Origin of the sequence: Yokenella regensburgei, from assembly GCF_003634235.1 — a bacterium.
In the GTDB taxonomy this organism is placed as follows: domain Bacteria; phylum Pseudomonadota; class Gammaproteobacteria; order Enterobacterales; family Enterobacteriaceae; genus Yokenella; species Yokenella regensburgei.
Genome location: NZ_RBIZ01000004.1, coordinates 24,582 through 47,412, shown reverse-complemented (window position 1 = coordinate 47,412; position 22,831 = coordinate 24,582). Strand labels below are relative to the sequence as shown.

The following is a 22,831-nucleotide window of genomic DNA, read 5'->3' as shown; positions in this document are numbered from 1 at the left end:
ACTCCGTCATTGAGAGCGTGGTTGTACTGCAATCGCCGTGTACTGGCGTGCAACAATGACCCTGATGACAGGGCTTAAAACAACAGGTCCATTTGCAATTTAAAATGTGTAAAAAACACTTCACCCGCCGTCGTTGGGCGGATATTTTTATCGCTCAGATGGTAAAAATAACGCTGTGTGATTATCCGTAACGACGGATCTTAAAATCGTCTTTTTAATCTGGCAGTTAAAAAAGATATAGTCAGGAATGGGTAGGACCGCAACTTAAGCCAAAGTGAAATAAAGATTAGATAGAGTTAAATACAAATCTTGCAGGTATGAGAAAAGTACTAGTTGTAGTGATAGAATTTTTTTAAAGTTTAAGTTTTATTTTTATCTTTTTGATTAATATGGATATTTCTGCTGACACTTGCCCCTTCTTTTTATGGGCTTTAAGTGCAGGGATAGTGCTAAACCCTACGAAAACTAAGGAGAGAATATTGTGATATTTGTCGCAATAAATAATGTACGGCTTATATGAGCGGAATGTGTTAATTAAAATTCCAGGTCCTGTTGAGCTGAAAAAATGATTAACTGAAATATGATATATTGTGATAGATGTCCCAGCTAATTATTAAATATAATTGCTGACGACTATCTGTCAATATTTGCGCTGGAATAGAATCTCAGTAAAAAAACAGGTGGCACCTGGCCACCTGCTGATTTGGGCTGTTTTAGCGCCCGGCATTTTTCATAATACGGGCTTTATCAACCTGCCACTCACGCTCTTTCACGTCAGAACGTTTGTCGTGCTGTTTCTTACCCTTCGCCACGCCGATTTTGACTTTGCACCAGGCGTTTTTCCAGTACAGCGACAGCGCAACGATGGTGTAGCCTTCGCGGTTAATCCGGCCATACAGGGTGTCCAGCTCGCGCTGATTCAGCAGCAGCTTACGGGTGCGCGTTGGGTCGCAGACGTAGTGAGTAGACGCGACCGCCAGCGGGGTAAAGTTAGCGCCAAACAGATACGCTTCACCTTCTTTCATGATCACGTAGCTGTCGCCAATGTTGGCTTTACCGGCACGCAGTGATTTTACTTCCCAGCCCTGTAAAGACAGGCCTGCTTCGAACTCTTCTTCGATAAAGTATTCGTGACGGGCGCGTTTATTCAGCGCAATGGTGGCTGATCCAGGTTTGTGTGTTTTCTTCTTAGTCATAATTTCCTGAAGTCATCGCTTATCTGGTACTCATTAACCCCGGTCCATCCTGCGGGTGTGATGCGCTATCTTAGCACGAGTTGTGGGCGAGCGTGTTTTTAAGCAGGGATAAATGGTATTATTTCGGCGTGTTCGAGAATGGAAATTGTTATGCCTCAGATTAGCCGCACTGCGCTGGTGCCCTACAGCGCGGAACAGATGTATCAACTGGTCAACGATGTACAATCCTATCCTGCGTTTTTGCCCGGCTGTACCGGAAGCCGGGTGCTGGAAGCCGGTCCTACGCAGATGACGGCGGCAGTTGATGTCTCGAAAGCGGGAATAAGTAAGACGTTTACTACCCGCAACGTCCTGACCGATAACCAGAGCATCCTGATGCATCTGGTCGACGGGCCGTTCAAAAAACTGATTGGCGGCTGGAAGTTCACTCCGCTGAGCCATGACGCCTGCAAAATTGAGTTTCATCTCGATTTTGAGTTCACCAATAAGCTGATTGAGCTGGCGTTTGGTCGGGTGTTTAAAGAGCTCGCGACCAATATGGTGCAGGCGTTTACCGTACGTGCAAAAGAGGTTTATCGTGTCGCCTAAGATAGTTGTCGAGGTGGCCTATGCGCTGCCGGAAAAACAATATCTGCAGCGTGTGACCCTGGAAGAGGGGGCGACGGTGGAGCAGGCGATCCTCGCCAGCGGCATCCTGGAGCTGCGTCCGGACATTAATCTTAGCCAGAATAAAACCGGTATCTATAGCCGCCCGGCTAAGCTGCAGGATGAAGTCCATGACGGCGATCGCGTTGAGATCTATCGTCCACTGATTGCGGATCCGAAAGAGCTCCGTCGCCAGCGGGCTGAGAAATCCAGCGGGAAGTGATGCCCTGGTTTCAGAATAATAAAAAAGCGCTCAGAAGAGCGCTTTTTTGCATTTCAGCCAGCGGAATTACTTACTCAGCGCCGGTTTGTTGTCGATGTTGGTCAACACGCCGCTACCGTTAAAGGTCAGAGTCAGGGTCTGCTGCGTCGGGTTTTCATGGCCCGGCTGCTGACGGAAGACGTAGAACCAGGTGTTGGAGCCAAACGGATCCGACATCATCGGGGTTCCCAGCGCATACGCAACCTGCTGTTGCGTCATACCCACACGGATTTTTGATACATCGTTCGGTGCCAGGTAGTTGCCCTGGTTGATATCAGGACGGTAAACCACTCGCTCCAGAGTGGAACAGCCTGCGGTCAACATCAGAAGAACTGCTGCGGCAGCAGTCAGCGTTTTACAGCGCATAGTGATTTGATTCCTTTTCGGGTCCGGGCAGTACGCGGCTCATATGTATTATGCCGATGATAATAGACCTTTAGTCAGTTTAAAACCTTTGACGTTATGTCTGACGGCGTTTTTATTGTGAACTCAGACTCCGGGAAGCCCAAAAAGTTTATGCCGCCAGCAACTCTTTGGCATTCGCCAGGGTGTTGCGAGTGACCTCGCTGCCGCCCAGCAAGCGGGCCAGCTCCTGTAAACGTGCCTTTTTGTCGAGCGGCTGCATGTGGGTTTCGGTCATCGCGCCGTCGGTCTCTTTGCTGACATAAAAATGATGATGACCACATCCCGCAACCTGCGGAAGGTGGGTTACGCACATGACCTGGGTAGATTCACCCAGCTGGCGCAGCAATTTGCCGACCACGGCGGCGGTTGGTCCGCTGATACCGACATCCACTTCATCGAAGATCAGCGCCGGGGTTTCCATTTTCCGGGCGGTGATCACCTGAATGGCGAGCGCGATACGGGAGAGTTCACCGCCGGAGGCGACTTTGGCGATGGGCTGCAGTGGCTGCCCCGGGTTGGTGGTCACGCGAAACTCGACGCGATCTGCCCCTTCGGCGGTGAGGTGTTTCTCCTCAAAGGTGACGTCGATAGTGAACTGCCCGTGCGGCATAGCGAGCATATGCATGCTGTCAGTAATGAGTTCTGACAGCTCCTCGGCATTAGCCTGACGCAGCTCGTGCAGCTGCTGTGCGGTTTCCAGCGCCAGCTGGTGATGCTTCGTGACCGCAAGGCTCAGGGTTTCGAGAGAATCGGCCTGATCGTCAAGCTGTTGCTGCTCGTCGAGCAGCGCCTGGTGGAAATCGGGCAGCGCCTCTGGGCTAATCTGATGCTTACGCGCGAGGGCAATCTGGCGCGAGATACGCTGTTCGAGCTCGAACAGGCGGTTGGGATCGAGATCGAGGCGGTCGCAGTAGTGACGCAGTTCGTCGCTGGCTTCGCTGAGCTGAATGGCGGCTTCCTCGAGCATATCGAGCACACCGGCGAGTTTGCTGTCCATACCGGCAAGCTCTTCGACCAGCTGCTTCGCCGTATAGAGTTGGCTTTGCAGGTTAGCTTCTTCGCCATCGGCGAGGATCGCCAGCGCGTGCTGGCTGGTGGAGAGTAGCTGACCACTGTTAGCGAGGCGCTTGTACTCTTCATCAATCTGCTCAAATTCGCCGGGCTGCGGGTTGAATTCGTTGAGCTCTTTCAATTGATATTGCAGCAGCTCCGCGCGGGCGATGCGCTCCTGGCTCTGCTGCTGGTGCTGCGCCAGGTCGCGACAGCTCTGATGCCACTGCTGGTAGCGTTCCGCCATTTGCTGGGTAAGCTGGTATTCACCGGCATAACCATCGAGCAGTGATTTCTGGTGTTCGGGTTTTATCAGCAACTGATGGGCATGCTGGCCGTGGATCTGGATAAGCAACTGGCCCAGCTCGCGCAGCTGCGACAATGGCACGGCGGTACCGTTAATGAAGCCACGGGAGCGGCCGTCGGCGCTGATGACGCGGCGCAGCAGGCATTCGCGGCCCTCTTCAAGCTGGTTATCTTCGAGCCAGCGCAGGGCAGCAGGGGTGTCTTTCAGCGAGAAACGCGCGCAGAGGTCAGCACGGCTGGCACCGGCACGAACCATGTCGGCGTCGGCACGACCCCCGAGGCAGAGCCCGAGGGCATCGATGGCGATGGACTTACCGGCACCGGTTTCCCCGGTGATGGCGGTCATGCCGTGGTGAAAGTCGATTTCCAGTTCACGAACGATGGCGAAGTTGCTGATGGTCAGTTGTGCCAGCATAGCTGTTTTCCTGTATGAAAAACCATAACTGTGTTTTAATACAGTATAAACTGGTTTTTTATACAGTAAAGCCCCTGGTCCGAAATCAGAATAATTTTTTTGACCAGCCCAGTTTGGTGCTCAACGTGTTGAAATAGCTGTAGTCCTTCGGGTGGATAAGATTGAGGTGGTAGTCGCAGCGGCGAATCAGCACATCTTCTCCCTCCTGAATCGGCAACGCAATCTGGCTGTCGCAGCTGATTTCAAGGTCGCTGCGACGGTGCGAGAAACGCAGACGGATGGTGCTGCTGCTGTTGATCACCAGCGGCCTGGCCGAGAGCGTGTGCGGGAACATCGGCACCAGCGTGATGGCGTCTAACTGTGGGGTAAGAATAGGGCCACCCGCCGAGAGTGAATAGGCGGTGGAACCGGTCGGAGTAGAAATGATCAGGCCATCAGAGCGCTGCGAGAAAGCGAAGATCTCATCGATATAGACTTCGAACTCAATCATATGCGCCACTTTTCCCGGATGGAGCACCACTTCGTTAATAGCGGTGCTGATGCGCTTCTGGCAGTCCTGCTGGCAGACCTGTGCCTCCAGCAAAAAGCGTTTCTCGGCAATGTAGTGGCCTTCCAGCACGTCGGCGAGCTGCTGATGGGCGTTGTCCGGATCGAGGTCGGTCAGGAACCCCAGGTTGCCACGGTTGATACCAATGACTTTGATATCGTAGCGCGCGAGGGTGCGCGCTGCGCCCAGCATGTTGCCATCACCACCGACCACGACGGCCAGATCTGCCTGCTGGCCGATTTCCGCCAGCGTGCCGGTACGCACGTTGTTCAGCTGCAGTTCCCGGGCAATCTGTTGCTCGATGATGACTTCGTAGCCTTTGGTGTTCAGCCAGCGGTACAGCATTTCATGTGTCGTCAACGCAGTAGGGTGACGCGGATGTCCCACAATCCCAATACACTTGAAATGATTATTCATTCTCTCGAGGTCCTTGTAGCCAATGTGTGATGACAATGTGCCTGCTTCCCTTGAATCCCGGAAACTGATCCCCATAATAAGCGATGTTAGCGAGACGAAAACGAAAAAACGCGGAGAAATTCATGAGTAGTAAAGAACAGAAAACGCCTGACGGGCAAGCCCCGGAAGAAATTATCAAGGAACAGCACGATGAAGTTGAGGCCGTAGAGGCTGATGCATCGACTGAGCAGGTGGATCCGCGCGAGGAACAAATTGCGAATCTGGAAGCTCAGCTTGCTGAAGCACAGAACCGTGAACGTGAGGCGCTGCTGCGCGCGAAAGCGGAAATGGAAAACCTGCGTCGTCGTACCGAGCTGGACGTTGAAAAAGCGCACAAGTTTGCGCTGGAAAAATTCGTCAATGAACTGCTGCCGGTGCTCGACAGCCTCGATCGCGCGCTGGAAGTGGCTGACAAAAACAACACCGACATGGCCGCGATGGTTGAAGGTATCGAACTGACCCGTAAATCCATGCTCGACGTGGTCGGTAAGTTTGGCGTGCAGGTGGTGGGCGACATCAATGTGCCGATGGATCCGAACGTTCACCAGGCCATTGCGATGGTGGAGTCTGACGACGTGGCGCCGGGTAACGTGCTGATGGTGATGCAGAAGGGGTATACCCTGAACGGTCGTACCATTCGCGCGGCGATGGTGTCGGTTGCCAAAGCGAAGGGCTAATACGCGCTTTACGCTAACCCTCTCCCCGCGGGGAGAGGGTATCATTCCTTAGCTACTCTGCCACGCTCTCACGCAGCGATTTCACTGGCACCACTTTCACCTGCTTAATCATATTGTCCTGTACGTCGAGAATATCGATATCGTACTGCTGAATGCGCACGCGCGTGCCAACGGCGGGGATCTCTTCCAGTGCTTCCAGAATCATGCCGTTCATGGTGCGGGCTTCATCTTCCGGCATATGCCAGTTGAAGGCCTTGTTGAGTTCGCGAATGTTGGCGCTGCCGTCGATAATCACCGAACCGTCGTTCTGCGGGGTGACCTCTTCGGCAAGCGACGGGGACATTGAAGTAGTGAAGTCGCCGACGATCTCTTCCAGAATATCCTCAACCGTGACCAGCCCCTGAATGTCGCCATATTCATCCACCACCAGGCCAACCTTCTTTTTATTGCGCTGAAATTTTACCAGTTGGGTACTGAGCGGCGTACCTTCCGGAACGTAGTAGATTTCGTCGGCGGCGCGCAGCATGACTTCTTTGGTGAACTCTTTTTTCTCGGTCATCAGACGATAGGCTTCGCGCACGCGCAGCATGCTGATGGCGTCATCCAGCGAATCGCGATACAGCACGATGCGGCCATGCGGCGAGTGGGTGAGCTGGCGCACGATGGCTTTCCAGTCGTCGTTGATGTCGATACCGACGATTTCGTTGCGCGGCACCATGATGTCGTCGACGCTGACCTTTTCCAGATCCAGCACCGACAGCAGCATGTCCTGGTTGCGGCGGGAAATCTGCGAGCGGGATTCGTTAACGATGGTGCGCAGTTCGTCTTTACTGACCGCTCCGCTGATGACGGTGTCGGTTTTAATGCCCATCATGCGCATCAGTACGCGGGTGATGGAGTTCAGCAACCACACCAGCGGCATCATGATGACCTGCAGCGGGGCCAGCAGGAAGCTGCTCGGGTAGGCGACCTTTTCCGGGTACAGCGCGGCAATGGTCTTCGGCAGAACTTCGGCAAACACCAGTACCACGAAGGTGAGTACCCCGGTGGCAATCGCGACGCCAGCGTCGCCATACAGGCGCATCCCGACAATGGTGCCGAGAGCCGATGCGAGGATGTTGACCAGGTTATTGCCGATAAGTACCAGGCTGATTAAGCGGTCGGGTTTACGCAGCAGTTTTTCCACGCGGCGGGCCTGACGATTGCCCTGTTTAGCGAGGTGACGCAGCCGGTAGCGGTTCAGCGTCATCATGCCGGTTTCGGAACCAGAGAAGTAGGCTGAGATGACCACCATGATAATCAGCGTAACGATTAGCTCGGTGGTTGAGATGTGTTCCAATGAGAATTCCTTTGTGACTTAGCCTGCGAACTGCTGGATAACCCGGCTACCAAAGTAGGCCAGGGTCAGAATGCCGGCACCCGCGACGTTGAACCAGACTACGCGGCGACCGCGCCATCCTTCATGATAGTGGCCCCACAGCAGAACGATATAGACAAACCAGGCGACAATAGACAGCACGGCTTTATCGATGTTCTCCATGCTGAACAGGTTGTGCATGTAAAACAGGCCGGTACAGAGCGTTAATGTCAGCAGCACAACGCCTACCTGGGTGATGTGGAACATTTTACGTTCAATACTCATCAGCGGCGGCATTTCGCTGCTGAAGGCGAGCTTTTTATTCTTGAGCTGGTAGTCAATCCAGGCGAGCTGCAGGGCGTAGAGGGCGGCGATAATCAGCGTGGCGTAGGCAAACAGCGACAGGCCAATATGCACCATCATCCCCGGCGTTGCCTCGAGATGGGTGATGAATTCGTTGGGCATAAACGTTGCGAACGCCAGATTGATGAGCGCAAAGGTATAGACAATCGGCAACAGCAGCCAACCGCGGTTGCGTGAGGCAACAATCGTCATCACCGTACAGATCATCAGACTCACCAGCGAGCCGACGTTCAGCAGGCTCAGGTTCTGCCCGGATTCGCCGCCCGGGAAGATGCGTGATTCCAGCGCGAAGGCGTGGCACACCAGCGCAATGACCGCGGAGAAAATAGCCATTCGCCGCCAGCCGCTATTTTTTTGCAGCAAACCGGGAACGATCAGCGCAAGGCTGATGGAGTAGGCGACCAGAGCAAGCAGGGCAAAAACAGGCATATAGGCGTCGATGGTTGGTTCATAAGAAAGAGAAGCAGTATAGCGTTAGCTGACGTCTGCTCCAACCGTTGCATCACATCTCAGGGCGGGTCGTGTTATACTGCGGCAAAATTCTGGCTTATCGTCGCGCTAGCGACTGAACGTTTCCACCTCAGGCGAGAGACAATGTTTGATAATTTAACCGATCGTTTGTCGCGTACGCTGCGTAATATCAGCGGTCGCGGCCGTCTTACCGAAGACAACGTAAAAGAGACGCTGCGTGAAGTGCGCATGGCGCTGCTCGAAGCCGACGTGGCGCTGCCGGTCGTGCGTGAATTTATCAATCGCGTAAAAGAGAAAGCGGTTGGTCACGAAGTGAATAAGAGCCTGACCCCGGGTCAGGAGTTCGTCAAAATCGTTCGCAACGAGCTGGTTGCGGCGATGGGCGAAGAGAACCAGGTGCTGAATCTTGCCGCTCAGCCGCCGGCCGTGGTGCTGATGGCGGGCCTGCAGGGTGCCGGTAAAACCACAAGCGTGGGTAAGCTCGGTAAATTCCTGCGTGAGAAGCATAAAAAGAAAGTGCTGGTGGTATCGGCAGACGTTTATCGCCCGGCGGCGATCAAACAGCTGGAAACGCTCGCAGAGCAGGTTGAAGTTGATTTCTTCCCGTCAGACGTCGGACAGAAGCCGGTTGATATCGTCAACGCGGCGCTGAAAGAAGCGAAGCTGAAATTCTACGACGTGCTGCTGGTGGATACCGCCGGTCGTCTGCACGTTGATGAAGCGATGATGGACGAAATCAAACAGGTACACGCCGCGATTAACCCGGTAGAAACCCTGTTTGTGGTCGATGCCATGACCGGTCAGGATGCGGCGAACACCGCAAAGGCGTTTAACGAAGCGCTGCCGCTCACCGGTGTGGTTCTGACTAAAGTGGACGGTGATGCGCGCGGCGGTGCGGCACTTTCTATTCGTCATATTACCGGCAAACCTATTAAGTTCCTCGGCGTCGGTGAGAAAACCGAAGCGCTGGAGCCGTTCCACCCGGACCGTATCGCTTCCCGTATTCTCGGCATGGGCGACGTGCTGTCGCTTATCGAAGATATCGAGAGCAAAGTTGACCGCGCTCAGGCGGAAAAACTGGCGACTAAACTCAAAAAAGGCGACGGGTTCGACCTGACCGATTTCCTTGAGCAGCTGCGCCAGATGAAGAACATGGGCGGCATGGCAAGCCTGATGGGTAAACTGCCGGGCATGGGCCAGATCCCGGACAACGTGAAATCGCAGATGGATGACAAGGTTCTGGTGCGAATGGAAGCCATCATCAACTCGATGACGCTGAAAGAACGCGCTAAACCGGAAATCATCAAAGGTTCGCGTAAACGCCGTATCGCCGCAGGCTGCGGTATGCAGGTGCAGGACGTTAACCGCCTTCTGAAACAGTTCGACGACATGCAGCGCATGATGAAGAAAATGAAGAAGGGCGGAATGGCGAAGATGCTGCGTGGTATGAAGGGGATGATGCCCCCAGGATTCCCGGGGCGTTAATCGCTTTATAGATTGCAATTTCCCCAGAAATCAGTAAAATTTTCGGGCTTTTAATATGACACCGGGCTCCGTTCCTCGATGGGGCCCGGTGTTTTATTCACACAAGAGGATGTTATGGTTACTATTCGTTTAGCACGTCACGGCGCTAAAAAGCGTCCGTTCTACCAGGTTGTTGTTACCGACAGCCGTAATGCACGCAACGGTCGCTTCATCGAGCGCGTTGGTTTCTTCAACCCGATCGCTTCTGGCGCGGAAGAAGAAACTCGTCTGGATCTGGATCGTATCGCTCACTGGGTTGGCCAGGGCGCTACTATTTCCGATCGCGTTGCTGCGCTGATCAAAGCCGCTAACAAAGCAGCTTAATCTGTCACGGTGGTCATGATGAGCAAGCAACTCACCGCAAAAGCGCCCGTCGACCCGATCGTATTGGGAAAAATGGGTTCTTCCTACGGTATCCGTGGTTGGCTCAGAGTGTTTTCCTCCACCGAAGACACCGAAAGCATTTTTGACTATCAGCCCTGGTTTATCCAGAAGGCGGGTCAGTGGCAAGAGGTCGAGCTGGAAAGCTGGCGTCACCACAATCAGGATATCGTCATCAAGCTGAAAGGCGTTGACGATCGCGATGCCGCGAATCTGCTGACTAATTGTGAAATTGTCGTGGATTCCTCGCAGTTGCCGAAGCTCGAAGAGGGTGACTACTACTGGAAAGACCTGATGGGCTGCCAGGTAGTGACGACTGAAGGCTACGATCTGGGTAAAGTCATCGACATGATGGAAACCGGGTCAAATGACGTTCTCGTCATTAAGGCAAACCTGAAAGATGCGTTTGGTATCAAGGAGCGGTTGGTTCCGTTCCTCGATGGGCAGGTTATCAAGAAAGTCGATCTCACTACTCAAACGATTGAAGTAGATTGGGATCCTGGTTTTTAAATTCTCCGGATAAACGGTGAAAGACGGTTCAGTGGGGATTGGCTCGTGTTTATTGGTATTGTTAGCCTGTTTCCAGAAATGTTCCGCGCGATTACCGATTACGGGGTAACTGGCCGGGCTGTAAAAAATGGCCTGCTGAACATCCAGAGCTGGAGTCCTCGTGATTTCGCTCATGACCGGCACCGTACCGTGGACGATCGTCCTTACGGCGGCGGACCGGGGATGTTAATGATGGTGCAACCTTTACGGGATGCTATTCATGCAGCAAAAGCCGCGGCAGGAGAAGGTGCTAAGGTAATCTACCTGTCACCTCAGGGGCGCAAGCTTGATCAAGCGGGCGTCAGCGAACTGGCAACGAATCAGAAACTGATTCTGGTGTGCGGTCGCTACGAAGGCGTAGATGAGCGCGTGATCCAAACCGAGATTGACGAAGAATGGTCTATCGGCGATTACGTTCTCAGCGGTGGTGAGTTACCAGCGATGACGCTGATTGACTCCGTCGCCCGGTTTATTCCGGGTGTTCTGGGACATGAGGCTTCGGCAACGGAAGATTCCTTTGCCGATGGATTGCTGGATTGCCCACACTATACGCGTCCTGAAGTGCTGGAAAGTATGGAAGTCCCGGCAGTTTTACTGTCTGGTAACCACGCTGAGATTCGCCGCTGGCGCCTGAAACAGTCGCTGGGCCGTACCTGGCTGAGAAGACCTGAACTTCTGGAAAACCTGGCTCTGACTGAAGAGCAAGCAAGGTTGCTGGCAGAGTTCAAAACTGAACACTCGCAACAGCAACATAAACATGATGGGCAGGCGTAAGCCCCCAAATATCAGTTTACCCAGGATAAGAGATTAAATTATGAGCAACATTATTAAGCAACTTGAACAAGAGCAGATGAAGCAGGACGTACCTTCCTTCCGTCCGGGTGATACCGTGGAAGTGAAAGTATGGGTTGTTGAAGGTTCCAAAAAACGTCTGCAGGCATTCGAGGGCGTGGTTATCGCTATTCGTAACCGCGGTCTGCACTCTGCATTCACTGTTCGTAAAATTTCCAACGGCGAAGGCGTTGAGCGTGTCTTCCAGACTCACTCTCCGGTAGTTGACAGCATCTCTGTCAAACGTCGTGGTGCCGTTCGTAAAGCTAAACTGTACTACCTGCGTGAGCGTACTGGTAAGTCTGCTCGTATCAAAGAGCGTCTTAACTAATAACGCACTCACGCTGCATCCTAAGCGTGTTATGAAACAAGGGGTTAGCAATATGCTAACCCCTTTTTTATTGGCGATGGCGGCAAAGTGGCGATGGAGAAATCCGCCTTTGGCGGCAGGCATAAAAAAACCTGCCGAAGCAGGTTTAAAGCGCCAGTTTCTGTTGTTGGCTTTTCGCTGGATGAGGTGGGGCGGGTTCAACCTCTCCAGGTCTGACGATAAAGCGTGAAAGCGTTTCGAAGGTGATAAACGTACATCCACAATTGATGTTCTGACACTGGTGGTAACGCTCTTTTGTTTCGGCGCTCAAATATCGGCTGGTACGTGCATGTGCAGCATTCTGGCATAGCGGACAGTGCATCATAGTCGTTTCTCCCTGCAGTAATTCTAAGAGAGATAATAAACTCTTAACTTGCATTTGCAAGTTTAAGTGTCATTTTCAACATCGGCCGCGTCATACTCTACCTCTGTGGTCCTGACCTCAAGCTCTAAACTCGTCGTAAAACCCTTGTTGTTGAGGCTATGCGTGACCTTACTGATTAACCAGTCCTGTTCATCGATGACGCTCTTAAAACCGGATACCTGGATTGGCGTTTCGGGGTACAAATCAGCTCGACCGAACGCCAGCGTGACAGAGAACTCTGCAATGCCTCGCTGAAGCTCGTCCCACTTTGCCTGAGCGGCGCGCATGGCTTGTTCCTTTGAAGCAAAGACCGTCGTTAGCGCCAGCACATTTTCAGGCTCGCCGGCCATGTATTCGCGCGGCTTAGCTTCCTGGTCCTTTTTGTCTTTCGTTTGTTTACTGACGGGTTTCGCATTCGGGTGTTCCTGTGTACCCGTGGCCGGTTGCTCAGGCTTACGCTTGATGGCGACCTCCGGTTGTTGCCGCTTCGGATTCCTGGTCTGCAGCCATTTTGCAGTCACGCCGGTGTACGCACTTCGGTCGGCAATTGCAAACCTGTGACGATCGCCATCGCTGCGGGTCAGCGTTAATTGTGCAATAGGCTTACCGCTGGCGTTCACTGCGCTACCCGCTTTCAACATCAATAACTTCCCCGCTTTCACCGACACGCTGGCTCCGTTGCGAACGGCCAGGCGGCTCAGAAATGCCGCATCGGACTCCTGCGACTGGTCAATGTGGGGGATCGGTATTTTCTGCAGTGGCGCTGCTACCCTTGCCGTTAACTTGTTACGTCTGGCAATCGCATCAACCAGTTCTCCGAGCGTGGTGTCGTGCCATGACTCTTCCCGACGGGAGTTGAGCGAACCACGGAAATCAGCACTGCGGGCGCGAATGGTCAGCGTGTCCGGAGCCCCACTATGTTGTACTTCATCTACGGTAAAAACCCCCATTTTCAGAAGCGCCGAGTCCTTCCAGCCGAGGTACAGCGTCAGTACAGCGCCGCGTTGTGGGAGCTCGATTTGCCCGTCGATGTCATCAAGCGCTATGTCGAGCAGGTCAGCTTCAAACCCTCGGTTATCGGTCATTGTCAGAGAAATTAGCCGGTCGTAAAAGTTGTGGGTAATATCCTTGTCGTTCAGCTCTAATATGAATGCGGGGGCGATCCTGGCGCCAGCATCAATCGCCATGCCGATTATCATCCTGCTATTCCTCCGAATGAACCCTGCCATTTTTCCGCCTGCTTAATGGCGGAATCGAGTAGCTCGCTTGCCTGGTTCTTCAGGTCGCCAAACATTGCAATCATTGACTCATCGACGCGTTTCAGCGAAATCGTGAAATCAATTTTCCTGGCCGCGCCATTGCTGAGAAGTTCGGTGTTTGCGGCCGTTATCTTATCGACGATAAACATCCCAAGAATGTTGCCGGTCCCTTCGATGAGTGGCCAGGCTCTGGCTTCATTTGCCATGAGCTCGAGTGCCTGCAGGGAGATTCGGCCGCCGGTTATCTCTGGATAAAGTGTTCCTGAAAGTTGAAGAGCACTTTCTCCGTCACCAAGAAACTGATACGCCGGAGGTCTGCCAACCCGGTCATTAGACGCCCAGCGATAATCCTTCGAGTACTGTGTCGATTGATAGGGCAGGGTTCGCCGTTCAAATACAAACATACCAAGTGCAAGCATCATTTTCGGTTATCTCCTTAGCCGTTTAGCGCAAATTGGCTGTTTCTTCTTGCGCGGCTTTCTTGCTGACGTTTATCGAGCTCATCAGACACTATTCGGGCAAGCTCCAGGGAGGGGGTATTTCCAGCCTGTATTGTGACGTTGTAGGTGTGATGGCTTTGATCGGAATATGAGTTAGCAACCGATGTTTTCACCGGCTGATAATTTTGGTTGCCATTATTTGCAAAGGAGGGCTGGGAGTCGGCGTTATCCTGCTGTTGGGCTCTGGCGTTCTCCGTTTTTTTGTCGAGGTCGTTCGACTCTTTATTAATTACTCCGATTTTTTCGAGGAGCCAGGAGACACCGCTGCGCAGTTTATTAAACGCATCAAGAGGGGCCGTGAGCGCTGAGGCCAGCGCTTGCCCGAACATGACTCCTGCATTTTTGCAGCTGTCGAGCGTCTCCTGGGTAGATTTGACGGGTTCAATCAGTTTTGTGAACCAATCCCAGATGCCGCTCAGCTTTTCACCTAGCCAGTCAAAAACAGGCAGCAGTGGCTCGAATAGAGTGGCTATGGGGGCAAAGGCGGCGGAGATACCCTCTATGACGCCGGAGAAAAAGGCGCTTATAGGCTCCCAGTATTTGCGAATAAGTAATGCTCCGGCGACGATCGCTACGCCAACGGCGACAATCGGCCAGGTCATAGCACCAAGAACCGTTGCAATGGCACCACCAACCGTACTGAACACGATGCCCAGCATGTTGGCTCCCAAAGTAATGGCGTTAATGCCCATCAATATTGGCCCTGCGGCCAGCGCAATATTGCCAATGATACCAATCAGCATCATTGCCCCGCCGGCAATGACGCCAATAGTTTGCGCCAGGCCTTTGTTGTTGTTTATCCAGCCGTCAAGCTTTAACACATACTGCGTGGCGGTTTGCGTCAACTTACGTAGCGAGCCTTCCTGCTGGTCAAAAACATCCGTGCCGATTGACTGATAAGCGGACTGTAGTTTTGCCAAATCGCCGCCAAGGTTATCCTGCAATACGCTGATTTTCCCTGCGGTTTTGCCGTCAGAGGTTTTATTCTGGTGGGTTAAACTCTCGAGCTTTCCGCTGGCAGCCGCATCCATCAACACCCCGGCGGCGGGGCTCCCCTCGGCACCGAAAATGGCGTTTGTATATTGGTCTTGCTGACCAGCGCTGAGCTTATTACGCACAAAACTGGCCTGAATATCTTTCAGGATGGAGACGATGGAGCGAGAGTTACCCTGGCTGTCCGTGGTGTTAACGCCGAGTGAGTTAAGCGCATCGCTGGCTTTACCGGTGGGAGCCTGCAGATGCTGCAATACGGCATTGCTACCGGCACCTGCAGCTGAGCCGGTGATGTTTTTATCATGCAGGACGCCTACCATCGCGGCGGCCTCCTCCAGGCTTACGCCGGCCTTTTGTGCAGCTGGTGCAACGAGCGCCAGTGAGTCACTGATTCCTTCAAACGTGGCCTGTGTTTTTTCCATCGTCATCGAGATAACGTCGGCGATATGCGAAGCCTTGTCGTCGGTCAGCGCAAAGGCTGATTTCGTACCGATGATTAAAGCGGCACTTTCCTCCAGCGCTTTTTTGTTCGCCAGCGACATATTAAGGATCGCGGGGGTTTGCGCCAGAATGCCATTCGCATCCGCGCCAGAATTCGCGACGACCAGCTGCGCCGCAGCCGCATCCGCTGGTGATACCGTGGTGTTTGCTCCCAGCGATTTTGCCTGGCTTTTTAGCGCCGCCAGTTCTGGAGATTGCTTTTGCAGACCCAGAACTGCCTGTAGTTCAGCGCTTTTCGTTGACAGTTGGTAACCAGGTTTGAGCAGACCTGCACCTGCGGTTACTCCGGCAGTGGCGACCCCAGCTGCGGCACTACCCGCCGCGCTTATCTTTCCAGCAAGCTGTGTACCTGACTGATAGCGCGATTTTACCCGACCTAATCTTTCCTGCTGCGCATTGACCCGCTGCAGCGACTCTTGCTGGCGGTTTCGTTGCGCCGTGGTCGCACTAATGTTGTTTTTCAGCCGGCGCTCGTCAGAAGACAGGGTACGGGTATTGATGCCCGTCTGGGCCAGTTCCGTGCGTTGGCGCTGAAGTGAGATCTTCAAATCGTTGTACTGGTTTTTCAATCTTGAGGAGGTGTGAATTGCAGCCTCCAGAGCCTGCGCCTGCGCCCGGGTTGGATTGACGGTGCTCCTGAACTGTACGGCAAGCTCGGCGGCTTCGTGTTTCGCGTTCGCAAGTGAGCGGCCAGTGGTGGCCAGCTGCGCGCTTGCAGTGCGAAAACCAGTGATTTTCGCGGCCTGAACGTTCAGGTCGCGTAGTTTTTGTTCGGTATCGCGAATATCACCCGACAAGGACTGACTCGCGACCCGGATGGAGTTAAACGGTCGGGTCGCCTGGTCGACCGCTTTCAGCAAAACCTCAAGTCTCAGATTTTTACTCATTGTGGTTTCCGCTACGCTGTAGCGCCTTTTCGCGCCATGTGATGAGCTCGGCCAGACTCAGGGAATAGAGCTCTGACGGCGGCCAGTGAAAAATCACCGCGATATCCGCCATCAGATCATCAACCGACATAGTTGGGGGAAAATTCAGTCCGCCGAAACCGGTGACAAAAAACCGATCACCTTGCCGGCAAGCTGCAGCAGGTCCGGCAATTTCATCGCGGCGACTTCGGTTTCGGTAAGCGCAGGATAGGTCATGCGCGGCAGCACCTTAATCAGTGCATCAACTTCGGATTGTGCGACGGCAGCCAGGCTGACCCCGCGCAAGGTGCCGGCATTCGGCTCTGTCAGGGTAATGCTTTCGAGCGTCTGACCAGCACGCTTAATCGGCGTATCGAGGAAAACCGTATTCGGGTTTACCGTCGCCATGTCTTCCGCGGCGGTCTCTACGGATCCCGGCGTTTTGTTTTTTTCTTTAACCATGATGTCTACAGCTCCGAATATGGGCAGGATAAATAACCGGCCAGCAGTACTGGCCGGTCAGGGGTTACAGACCGATAGCGCGGCGGTGTTGCTCCAGACGGTCGATACCGTTCACCTTTTCAACCATGTTGATGGTGTCGATTTCGATGATGTCGCTACCGTCGATAGAGAGGCGGTAGTAGGTGCAGACGGTCGACATTTTGGTCGAGGTATTCTCACCTTGCTTATTTTCACCGCCGTCGATCTCTTTGTGACGGCCACGCATGACCACTTCAACCGCCACAATGTCACCGGTGTCATCGCGTTGGTAAGAGCCTGCAAAACGCAGCGGTACAGCATCTGCACCCGGGGCCGCATATTGTGCCCACAGTGCAACATCCGGCAGGCCACCGACGGACCACTCGAGGGTTAGCGCGTCGTCATCAAGACCCAGGTCAATCGACGCTGCACCATTCATACCGCCTCCGCGGTAGTTCTCGAGCTTGCGGGTGAGCTTCGGCAGGGTCACGGATTCAACAACGCCCATGTAGCTCAGGCCATCGTTGAACATGTTCAGGTATTTAAGTTTGCGAGGTAGTGCCATGTGGTTTCAGGCTCCTTAGCTGTTGACCGATTCGGCCAGATTCACCAGGTACTTATCGGTGATACGCTGACGCATTGTCAGGCTTTCCAGTGGTGGGACTGGCGTATAGTCGTAGTCGATATACAGTTTGCCTGCCTTGAGGCTCTCTTTATCGTTGGACTCCTCATCGAACCAGCACTCGCCGTCAACGATGTAACCGTTGGTACGCAGCTCGCGGAACTTGGCGTTGATACCATCAACAATGTCGCGAATGAGCGTCGCGGTGATCGGTTTATCAACCGCCCACATATGTGATTCGGCCATTGTGTCTGCCAGCACCTGGGCAGTACGGGTGTAGTTCTCGAAGAGGAATAACGGATCGTCAGAACAGGTACGGTTACCCCAGAAGCGGAAACCATCCTTGCGTACAAGCGTGGTGACGCCGGCTTCGTTCAACAGATCTGCATCAGTCCCGGATGCCTGCAAATCCCAGAATACGGAGGCGCTGATGCCGGTGACACCCTGCACGCCAACGTTGGACAGCGTTTTATGCCAGCCGACGGTCTGGTCGATTTTGGCTCGCAGACCGAGTGCCCGTGCGGTGGCGAAAGCCGTTGCGGTGGCGTTTGCTGTGGTGTCCCATGCGAGGAAGTCAGGCCAGATGACCATCAGTTCGCGCTGACTGAAGTTTTCGCGATATTTGATAGCATCAGCGATGGTTTTACAGCCCCAGGCACTGATATAACCAAACGCGCGCAGGTTAATACACACAGATGCAAGCGCGGTGGCGACCTCCTGAGTATCAAGACCCGGCACGCCGAGGATGCGCGGCTTGACGCCGGTCACCGCTTCGGCGGTCAGAAGTGCTTTAATACCGGTGTATTTACCATTTTCATCCGTACCGCCGATGATGTTGGAGATGGTTTTCTTCTGCGCTTCTTCCGGGTTCTCGTCGGTGCCTTCTTCGACTCGGACGACGATGGTGACCGGTTTTGACTGGTCGGCGATCGCCTGCAGGGAAGTTGCCAGGGTGCCTTTTTTACCGGCTTTCGCAATGGCGCTCTGGACATTGGTAATCAGAACCGGTTCATTGAGGGGGAATAGCTTCGCGTCAGCATCGCTGGCCGTACAGACCATGCCGATGATAGCGGTCGAAACTGTGGAAATGACGCGGGTGCCGTCGTTAATCTCAAGCACCTGTACGCCGTGGTGGAAATCACTCATCCGGTTAACTCCTTGGTTAATGGGCGAGGGTTATTTTCCTTACTGGGTGGGCGCGAGGCTATTGATCCGCGGTGGGTGGGTACTGGTACAAAAGAAAGGCGGGCTTGAGCCCGCCAGGAATGGTTATCGAATAAGAAAACGCTTTGGCTTAATTACTCCGGCTTCGGCGGCCAATCGATTTTTGGCGCATCTCCGGGGTTAATTCGATTCAGTAAAACGCTGTATTTTTCCCATTCAGTAAGTCGTGCCTTTTCCTCAGCCGTCGCCATATCAAGTTTAATGGCTCGTTCCAGAGGACCCATCACGCGCTCAGCCTCGCTCATGAGCCTATCTTTTTTTCGTTCTGCCACAGCAATGAGTTGCTCAGGTGTCGGCTCTGGCTTGTCGACCCAGCAAGGATTGTCTTGAACATCCGAACTCAGTACTTTTCCTTCCGGAGGAACGGCGATAAATTTTGCATATATTTCATCAGTAACCGGTTTAGCATCCTGCGGCCATGAACCCGCTGTGATGTAATCCTTTTTCCAGGCACTTGCGACGAACACAAGTTCAGAGGGTGAAAAATTAAAATTTGCTTCCATTTTCTCTAAGTTTTCTCCCATATCATCTGAAGGTTGAATCGCTGAAAAAGCCATCGCTCTGGCACTGAACTCTGTTGCTGGTATGTTGAGATCAGTCATTGCTACCTCCCAATCGCAAAAATGATTGCCCGCATAGGCTGCCACCATGAACTATCACCAGGAATATTCATTTGTACCCGACAGATTTCCTGATTCCAGCCATAAACCACAGCATTGGCATCGCTACGGTTACCCTCACCCTGTCCATTAGTACCCACGTTTACCGTGCAGCATTGATTCGGGAAACGAAGAGGGAACCCCACTGAGTAAACGGTCTCGTCATCTTTGACCCAAGGGCCGACAGTCCACTGGTAGATCAAACCGGTGTTTTCATCTTTCCACCAACCGCGTTCGCCGTCAGTCCACCAGTGCGTGCGGCCATTAACGTAGTCCCACGTAGCGCGGGTATTAATATTGACATCGCGAGCGGCATACTGATTATTCAGCCAGCCGCTTAACCAGCCGTTCCATACAGTGCCGTTAACATCGCCGTTAGCGTTAAGCGTGGCACCACCTGCATGGATGTGAGACGGAGAGTAGAAATTGTTATCTACACCAAAAACAAACTCTGAAGCACTATCCACACCGTTATTAACACGGATACCGGTATCGCCTTTATCCTTGTAGATATAAGCCCGTGCCGTACCATCTGCATTGAACAAGGCAAAGTGACCACGACCATCGCCCCTGAGAGCTATGAGGTTGCCAGCGGAATAGACGTTTCCGGTAAACGAGGCGGTTCCTTCTGGGGTGATATTCACTAGGCTGTTGCCGTTCAGCGTAATAGCTAAGCCGCCTGTGTGGTCATCGGCGGTTCTGACAATACCGACCTGAATTTTGTTTGCGTGCCAGTTGAACTCTGCGCCAGAAACTATTCCACCAGGTGTTGTCTCCTGACTGAATAGCGCCGTGGCGTTTTGATCCTGCGGCAGGGTTTCAACCCGACCAAATTTGAAAGTGTGGTTGTAGCTTCCACCATTCGCCGATACTGCCCCAACATCAGATGCAGACGGTTTATTCACGGTGTTGTAATCACGTCGCCAACCTGGTGCATAGGCATCACTATGATTGATATAGGTGAATTGTGCATTAGCAACGCCTCCACCTGATGTGGTTGATGGTGTGGTGATACGAATAGTCATTGCCCCACGAGTACCCATCACCTCAACAACCGCACCAGCCAGGCAGATATCCCCGCATCCTGTGTCTGTAATGACCTTATTGTTGGCATAAGCCCATGATCCCTTACACATCCAGTACGGGTGATTAAATGCTCCCTGGCTCTCCAGCCAGGCAATCAATTCAGCGGTAGTCCATGGATTGCTGTCGCCGCCAATACTGATTCCGGCACTGTACGCCCTTGCGGCACCAGCGGTACGCACGAATAAATCTTTATCTGGAATATCTGCGCCGTTCTGGCCTTTTTGCATAGCGTCAACGATACGGGTGTCATCACCTGCGGCAACGGTATTGGCCGTTGTGCCGGTGTTTTTGGTCGCACTGTCACCCAGTTGCAGGCTCTGGCGTGCCTGTGCTGGATTCGACAAATCAGCGAGGTTGCTATCTTTAGCCAGCCTCACATTCGCGTTATCCATCGCTTTTTTTACCGCCTTTGGGGTGGCTGCGGTAGTTTCGTCTTCGCTGTCGACAGCGCTGTTCAACCGCGTGAATCCTTTTTCGGTCAGGCTGGCATCTGGGTGGCGGCGTGACTTCTCGTGTTCGGTGAGCAGATCGTCCACGTAGTCTTTCGTTGCCATCACCACTGAGCCATCAATCGACAGTTCGACGGATTCAAGATCGCTGACCACAATGACCATACGCACGGTTTGCGCGCGGCCGGAGCCTTCAGCCAGCTCTGGCTTATAGCTCTCCGCCATGTTCGCCACGGCGACCAGGGTACCGGTATCGTCGTAAAGCCCCATTTCCCGCGACCAGAATCCACCCACTTCCGGTGGGATAACCAGTTCGGCCACGATGTAATTCTTTCTCTTGTTATCCTGGCTGATTTTATTCAGCGTATGGCGCCAGACCTCATTAATGAGTTTTGTTTGCCCGGCGTTTGGCTCCGGTAAGCTCCCGCCGCCGTCGCCGATGGCCATCGCGGTAATGTTGACTTTTTTCCCACCCGGAAGCGTTGCGGCAGCAAATTTCTCCGCACCGGCGTGGGTGATAATCGTCTTATATTTAGTGCTCATAACGCCTCGCTTTCAGGATAAACCGTAATAATGTCGCCATCCCAGGCCACGCCGCCGGTGTACATTTTACCGATGACGTCCTGTGTAATATTCAGGCCAATAAGATGACGGCTGGCTGATTTTGCATCATCAATCAACCGTTCCATTTCGAAATACATTTCCTCCGTGATACCGCTTTCCAGTACGCCGATATCAAGGCGAAAGGTGCCTGGAGGATCGCTGGTTTCCCACCACTCAGCGACGTTGATGATATAGCCGAGCGGCTCGACAACGCGTCGGATTGCCCCAATCGTGCCTTTACGGCGGTGGATGAAGTAGGCGCTGCGCACCACGTCTCGCTTGGTCTCTTCTGGCCAGTTTTCATCCCAGCGATCGACGGAGAACGCCCATGCCAGATAGGGCAAGAGGCTGACCGGGCAGGTATCAGGGTTCCAGAGCACGCGCAGAGTCACCGGCGTTGCCTGAATTTCTGCGCAGGCTCGCGCGGCCGCTACCTCAAGTGCCGAAGAGCCAACCGGCAGCAAGCGCGAATCACTCATCAGAACCTCCGACCGTAATGTGGTATTCGGTGCAGAAAGAGGCCTGAGTCTCATCGAGAACAATATCGTTAGCCGGCGCGGTCAATTCGACGCGCTGGACGCCTTCAACGTGCAGTGCGGCATAGATAGCCGATTTACGAATATCCCGCCCGAGCCGGTGCTGTGTGGAGATATACGTTTTTAGCTTCTGCTCTGCGGCTTTGCGGATGGGTTCGCTCTCAGGGCCTGGATAGAGGAACAGCGTGGCGTCAATGGTGTAGTTGATGATACTCGCTGACTGGACCGTGACACGATCGGCGACGGGGCGTACATCCTCACTGTTGAGGGCGTTACGCACCACGCCTAGCAGCGATTCAGAAGCGATACCGTTGTCTTCTCGCGATAGCACCGAAATCGTCACACAGGCCGGAGACGGGCTGATGACCGAGATATCCGCGACGCGACCGTCGGCGCTACGGCCGTGATATTGATAAGCACCAACCGGTCCCGCTACGCTGAATCCTTCAAATGCCTGTTGCGTGCGCAGGCGTAAATCGGTGTCTGACTCCATGACCGCGGGAGTTGGAGGAATGGTCGAGTTATCCGCCGGTGTGATAACCAGGCGCTTAACGTTCGAGTTTGCACAAAGGACATCAAGATCGTGCTTTTCTGCATAAGCCAGCATCACCGCCCGGGCGGCTTCGTTGACGCGCTGGCGCCAGATAACTTCCCGATACGCATTTTCTTCGAGTAGCTTAACGAGAGGTTCCGACTCAAAGGTCAGCGTTCGGGCGATGGCCTCCTGCTGATCCTCCGGATAGAGGGAAACCAGCGTTGCTTTGCGTTCGGCGAGAATGTTTTCAAAATCAAGCTCCTCAACGATATCCGGGGCAGGGAGCAGGCTCAGGTCTACGGTTGCCATA

26 protein-coding genes are annotated in these 22,831 nt (G+C 53.5%); 8 read left to right on the top strand and 18 right to left on the bottom strand.

The annotated features are described in order from the left end of the window. Positions 1-713: 713 nt before the first annotated feature. The gene (gene smpB, locus C7387_RS11695; protein ID WP_006817446.1) at positions 714-1,196 is read right to left on the bottom strand and encodes an SsrA-binding protein SmpB; all 483 of its coding nucleotides are present in this window, start codon (positions 1,194-1,196) and stop codon (positions 714-716) included. Positions 1,197-1,346: 150 nt separating this feature from the next. On the opposite strand from smpB, the gene C7387_RS11690 reads away from it, so the two are divergent. Both C7387_RS11690 and C7387_RS11685 read left to right on the top strand, forming a co-directional pair. After that, positions 1,347-1,784, top strand: coding sequence for a type II toxin-antitoxin system RatA family toxin (locus tag C7387_RS11690; RefSeq protein WP_038255080.1), 438 nt, complete (start codon positions 1,347-1,349; stop codon positions 1,782-1,784). Then, a complete protein-coding gene (locus C7387_RS11685; protein WP_006817448.1) occupies positions 1,774-2,064 on the top strand; it encodes an RnfH family protein in 291 nt (96 codons plus the stop codon). Before C7387_RS11690 ends, C7387_RS11685 begins: the two co-directional genes overlap by 11 nt. 66 nt (positions 2,065-2,130) lie before the next feature. Here the strand turns inward: C7387_RS11685 and bamE are convergent, their stop codons facing one another. The 3 genes from bamE to nadK all read right to left on the bottom strand — a co-directional run bounded on the left by bamE (position 2,131) and on the right by nadK (position 5,243). Then, positions 2,131-2,469, bottom strand: coding sequence for an outer membrane protein assembly factor BamE (gene bamE / locus C7387_RS11680; protein WP_006817449.1), 339 nt, complete (start codon positions 2,467-2,469; stop codon positions 2,131-2,133). A gap of 148 nt (positions 2,470-2,617) precedes the next feature. Next, the gene (gene recN / locus C7387_RS11675; RefSeq protein ID WP_120816758.1) at positions 2,618-4,279 is read right to left on the bottom strand and encodes a DNA repair protein RecN; all 1,662 of its coding nucleotides are present in this window, start codon (positions 4,277-4,279) and stop codon (positions 2,618-2,620) included. Between the two features lie 85 nt (positions 4,280-4,364). Beyond that, positions 4,365-5,243, bottom strand: coding sequence for an NAD(+) kinase (nadK, locus tag C7387_RS11670; protein ID WP_038255078.1), 879 nt, complete (start codon positions 5,241-5,243; stop codon positions 4,365-4,367). Between the two features lie 122 nt (positions 5,244-5,365). On the opposite strand from nadK, the gene grpE reads away from it, so the two are divergent. Further along, entirely contained in the window at positions 5,366-5,959 is a 594-nt protein-coding gene (grpE, locus tag C7387_RS11660) for a nucleotide exchange factor GrpE (RefSeq protein WP_120816757.1), read from the top strand. Positions 5,960-6,011: 52 nt separating this feature from the next. Here the strand turns inward: grpE and C7387_RS11655 are convergent, their stop codons facing one another. Both C7387_RS11655 and C7387_RS11650 read right to left on the bottom strand, forming a co-directional pair. Next, entirely contained in the window at positions 6,012-7,298 is a 1,287-nt protein-coding gene (locus C7387_RS11655) for an HlyC/CorC family transporter (protein WP_006817453.1), read from the bottom strand. 18 nt (positions 7,299-7,316) lie between these two features. Beyond that, positions 7,317-8,108 carry a cytochrome C assembly family protein gene (locus tag C7387_RS11650; protein ID WP_006817454.1) on the bottom strand — a complete coding sequence of 264 codons (792 nt, stop codon included), beginning with the start codon at positions 8,106-8,108 and terminating at the stop codon, positions 7,317-7,319. Between the two features lie 165 nt (positions 8,109-8,273). Between C7387_RS11650 and ffh the strand changes: the two genes are divergently transcribed. From ffh to rplS, 5 genes are all read left to right on the top strand, one after another. Further along, a complete protein-coding gene (ffh, locus tag C7387_RS11645; RefSeq protein WP_006817455.1) occupies positions 8,274-9,635 on the top strand; it encodes a signal recognition particle protein in 1,362 nt (453 codons plus the stop codon). A 114-nt stretch (positions 9,636-9,749) separates the two neighbouring features. Next, the gene (gene rpsP / locus C7387_RS11640; RefSeq protein ID WP_038255074.1) at positions 9,750-9,998 is read left to right on the top strand and encodes a 30S ribosomal protein S16; all 249 of its coding nucleotides are present in this window, start codon (positions 9,750-9,752) and stop codon (positions 9,996-9,998) included. Positions 9,999-10,016: 18 nt separating this feature from the next. Next, positions 10,017-10,565, top strand: coding sequence for a ribosome maturation factor RimM (gene rimM / locus C7387_RS11635; RefSeq protein ID WP_038255072.1), 549 nt, complete (start codon positions 10,017-10,019; stop codon positions 10,563-10,565). A 45-nt stretch (positions 10,566-10,610) separates the two neighbouring features. After that, positions 10,611-11,378: a tRNA (guanosine(37)-N1)-methyltransferase TrmD gene (trmD, locus tag C7387_RS11630; protein WP_038255070.1), complete on the top strand. Its 768-nt coding sequence runs from the start codon at positions 10,611-10,613 to the stop codon at positions 11,376-11,378. A gap of 40 nt (positions 11,379-11,418) precedes the next feature. Then, positions 11,419-11,766, top strand: coding sequence for a 50S ribosomal protein L19 (gene rplS / locus C7387_RS11625; RefSeq protein WP_004104634.1), 348 nt, complete (start codon positions 11,419-11,421; stop codon positions 11,764-11,766). A 145-nt stretch (positions 11,767-11,911) separates the two neighbouring features. Here the strand turns inward: rplS and C7387_RS11620 are convergent, their stop codons facing one another. The 12 genes from C7387_RS11620 to C7387_RS11565 all read right to left on the bottom strand — a co-directional run bounded on the left by C7387_RS11620 (position 11,912) and on the right by C7387_RS11565 (position 22,830). After that, on the bottom strand, positions 11,912-12,130 hold the full coding sequence (locus C7387_RS11620) for a DNA-binding transcriptional regulator (protein WP_072009061.1): 219 nt from the start codon (positions 12,128-12,130) through the stop codon (positions 11,912-11,914). 62 nt (positions 12,131-12,192) lie between these two features. Further along, a complete protein-coding gene (locus C7387_RS11615) occupies positions 12,193-13,368 on the bottom strand; it encodes a phage late control D family protein (RefSeq protein WP_120816756.1) in 1,176 nt (391 codons plus the stop codon). Continuing rightward, a complete protein-coding gene (locus C7387_RS11610; protein WP_120816755.1) occupies positions 13,365-13,850 on the bottom strand; it encodes a phage tail protein in 486 nt (161 codons plus the stop codon). The genes C7387_RS11615 and C7387_RS11610 overlap by 4 nt, the downstream gene beginning before the upstream one ends. Positions 13,851-13,864: 14 nt before the next feature. Continuing rightward, positions 13,865-16,309 (bottom strand): phage tail tape measure protein, encoded by a 2,445-nt coding sequence (locus C7387_RS11605; protein WP_120816754.1) that lies wholly within the window; start codon positions 16,307-16,309, stop codon positions 13,865-13,867. Continuing rightward, positions 16,302-16,439 carry a GpE family phage tail protein gene (locus C7387_RS11600; protein ID WP_006817463.1) on the bottom strand — a complete coding sequence of 46 codons (138 nt, stop codon included), beginning with the start codon at positions 16,437-16,439 and terminating at the stop codon, positions 16,302-16,304. The genes C7387_RS11605 and C7387_RS11600 overlap by 8 nt, the downstream gene beginning before the upstream one ends. Positions 16,440-16,453: 14 nt before the next feature. Continuing rightward, positions 16,454-16,789 (bottom strand): phage tail assembly protein, encoded by a 336-nt coding sequence (locus tag C7387_RS11595; protein WP_120816753.1) that lies wholly within the window; start codon positions 16,787-16,789, stop codon positions 16,454-16,456. Between the two features lie 64 nt (positions 16,790-16,853). Then, positions 16,854-17,372: a phage major tail tube protein gene (locus C7387_RS11590; protein ID WP_006817465.1), complete on the bottom strand. Its 519-nt coding sequence runs from the start codon at positions 17,370-17,372 to the stop codon at positions 16,854-16,856. A 15-nt stretch (positions 17,373-17,387) separates the two neighbouring features. Next, the gene (locus tag C7387_RS11585; RefSeq protein ID WP_006817466.1) at positions 17,388-18,575 is read right to left on the bottom strand and encodes a phage tail sheath protein; all 1,188 of its coding nucleotides are present in this window, start codon (positions 18,573-18,575) and stop codon (positions 17,388-17,390) included. Positions 18,576-18,727: 152 nt separating this feature from the next. Further along, entirely contained in the window at positions 18,728-19,255 is a 528-nt protein-coding gene (locus C7387_RS11580) for a tail fiber assembly protein (protein WP_244922371.1), read from the bottom strand. 2 nt (positions 19,256-19,257) lie between these two features. After that, positions 19,258-21,390, bottom strand: a complete 2,133-nt coding sequence (locus C7387_RS11575; RefSeq protein ID WP_120816752.1) for a phage tail-collar fiber domain-containing protein — start codon at positions 21,388-21,390, stop codon at positions 19,258-19,260. Then, positions 21,387-21,929 carry a phage tail protein I gene (locus C7387_RS11570; RefSeq protein WP_038255055.1) on the bottom strand — a complete coding sequence of 181 codons (543 nt, stop codon included), beginning with the start codon at positions 21,927-21,929 and terminating at the stop codon, positions 21,387-21,389. The genes C7387_RS11575 and C7387_RS11570 overlap by 4 nt, the downstream gene beginning before the upstream one ends. Continuing rightward, positions 21,922-22,830 carry a baseplate assembly protein gene (locus C7387_RS11565; RefSeq protein WP_038255053.1) on the bottom strand — a complete coding sequence of 303 codons (909 nt, stop codon included), beginning with the start codon at positions 22,828-22,830 and terminating at the stop codon, positions 21,922-21,924. The genes C7387_RS11570 and C7387_RS11565 overlap by 8 nt, the downstream gene beginning before the upstream one ends. Position 22,831: the final 1 nt, after the last annotated feature.

What these genes read in the sequence shown, in the direction of transcription:
- smpB (WP_006817446.1), bottom strand. Translation starts at nt 1,196, where the DNA reads ATGACTAAGAAGAAAACACACAAACCTGGATCAGCCACCATTGCGCTG.
- C7387_RS11690 (WP_038255080.1), top strand. Translation starts at nt 1,347, where the DNA reads ATGCCTCAGATTAGCCGCACTGCGCTGGTGCCCTACAGCGCGGAACAG.
- bamE (WP_006817449.1), bottom strand. Translation starts at nt 2,469, where the DNA reads ATGCGCTGTAAAACGCTGACTGCTGCCGCAGCAGTTCTTCTGATGTTG.
- recN (WP_120816758.1), bottom strand. Translation starts at nt 4,279, where the DNA reads ATGCTGGCACAACTGACCATCAGCAACTTCGCCATCGTTCGTGAACTG.
- nadK (WP_038255078.1), bottom strand. Translation starts at nt 5,243, where the DNA reads ATGAATAATCATTTCAAGTGTATTGGGATTGTGGGACATCCGCGTCAC.
- grpE (WP_120816757.1), top strand. Translation starts at nt 5,366, where the DNA reads ATGAGTAGTAAAGAACAGAAAACGCCTGACGGGCAAGCCCCGGAAGAA.
- C7387_RS11650 (WP_006817454.1), bottom strand. Translation starts at nt 8,108, where the DNA reads ATGCCTGTTTTTGCCCTGCTTGCTCTGGTCGCCTACTCCATCAGCCTT.
- ffh (WP_006817455.1), top strand. Translation starts at nt 8,274, where the DNA reads ATGTTTGATAATTTAACCGATCGTTTGTCGCGTACGCTGCGTAATATC.
- rpsP (WP_038255074.1), top strand. Translation starts at nt 9,750, where the DNA reads ATGGTTACTATTCGTTTAGCACGTCACGGCGCTAAAAAGCGTCCGTTC.
- rimM (WP_038255072.1), top strand. Translation starts at nt 10,017, where the DNA reads ATGAGCAAGCAACTCACCGCAAAAGCGCCCGTCGACCCGATCGTATTG.
- rplS (WP_004104634.1), top strand. Translation starts at nt 11,419, where the DNA reads ATGAGCAACATTATTAAGCAACTTGAACAAGAGCAGATGAAGCAGGAC.
- C7387_RS11620 (WP_072009061.1), bottom strand. Translation starts at nt 12,130, where the DNA reads ATGATGCACTGTCCGCTATGCCAGAATGCTGCACATGCACGTACCAGC.
- C7387_RS11615 (WP_120816756.1), bottom strand. Translation starts at nt 13,368, where the DNA reads ATGATAATCGGCATGGCGATTGATGCTGGCGCCAGGATCGCCCCCGCA.
- C7387_RS11610 (WP_120816755.1), bottom strand. Translation starts at nt 13,850, where the DNA reads ATGATGCTTGCACTTGGTATGTTTGTATTTGAACGGCGAACCCTGCCC.
- C7387_RS11605 (WP_120816754.1), bottom strand. Translation starts at nt 16,309, where the DNA reads ATGAGTAAAAATCTGAGACTTGAGGTTTTGCTGAAAGCGGTCGACCAG.
- C7387_RS11600 (WP_006817463.1), bottom strand. Translation starts at nt 16,439, where the DNA reads ATGTCGGTTGATGATCTGATGGCGGATATCGCGGTGATTTTTCACTGG.
- C7387_RS11595 (WP_120816753.1), bottom strand. Translation starts at nt 16,789, where the DNA reads ATGGTTAAAGAAAAAAACAAAACGCCGGGATCCGTAGAGACCGCCGCG.
- C7387_RS11590 (WP_006817465.1), bottom strand. Translation starts at nt 17,372, where the DNA reads ATGGCACTACCTCGCAAACTTAAATACCTGAACATGTTCAACGATGGC.
- C7387_RS11585 (WP_006817466.1), bottom strand. Translation starts at nt 18,575, where the DNA reads ATGAGTGATTTCCACCACGGCGTACAGGTGCTTGAGATTAACGACGGC.
- C7387_RS11580 (WP_244922371.1), bottom strand. Translation starts at nt 19,255, where the DNA reads ATGACTGATCTCAACATACCAGCAACAGAGTTCAGTGCCAGAGCGATG.
- C7387_RS11575 (WP_120816752.1), bottom strand. Translation starts at nt 21,390, where the DNA reads ATGAGCACTAAATATAAGACGATTATCACCCACGCCGGTGCGGAGAAA.
- C7387_RS11570 (WP_038255055.1), bottom strand. Translation starts at nt 21,929, where the DNA reads ATGAGTGATTCGCGCTTGCTGCCGGTTGGCTCTTCGGCACTTGAGGTA.
- C7387_RS11565 (WP_038255053.1), bottom strand. Translation starts at nt 22,830, where the DNA reads ATGGCAACCGTAGACCTGAGCCTGCTCCCTGCCCCGGATATCGTTGAG.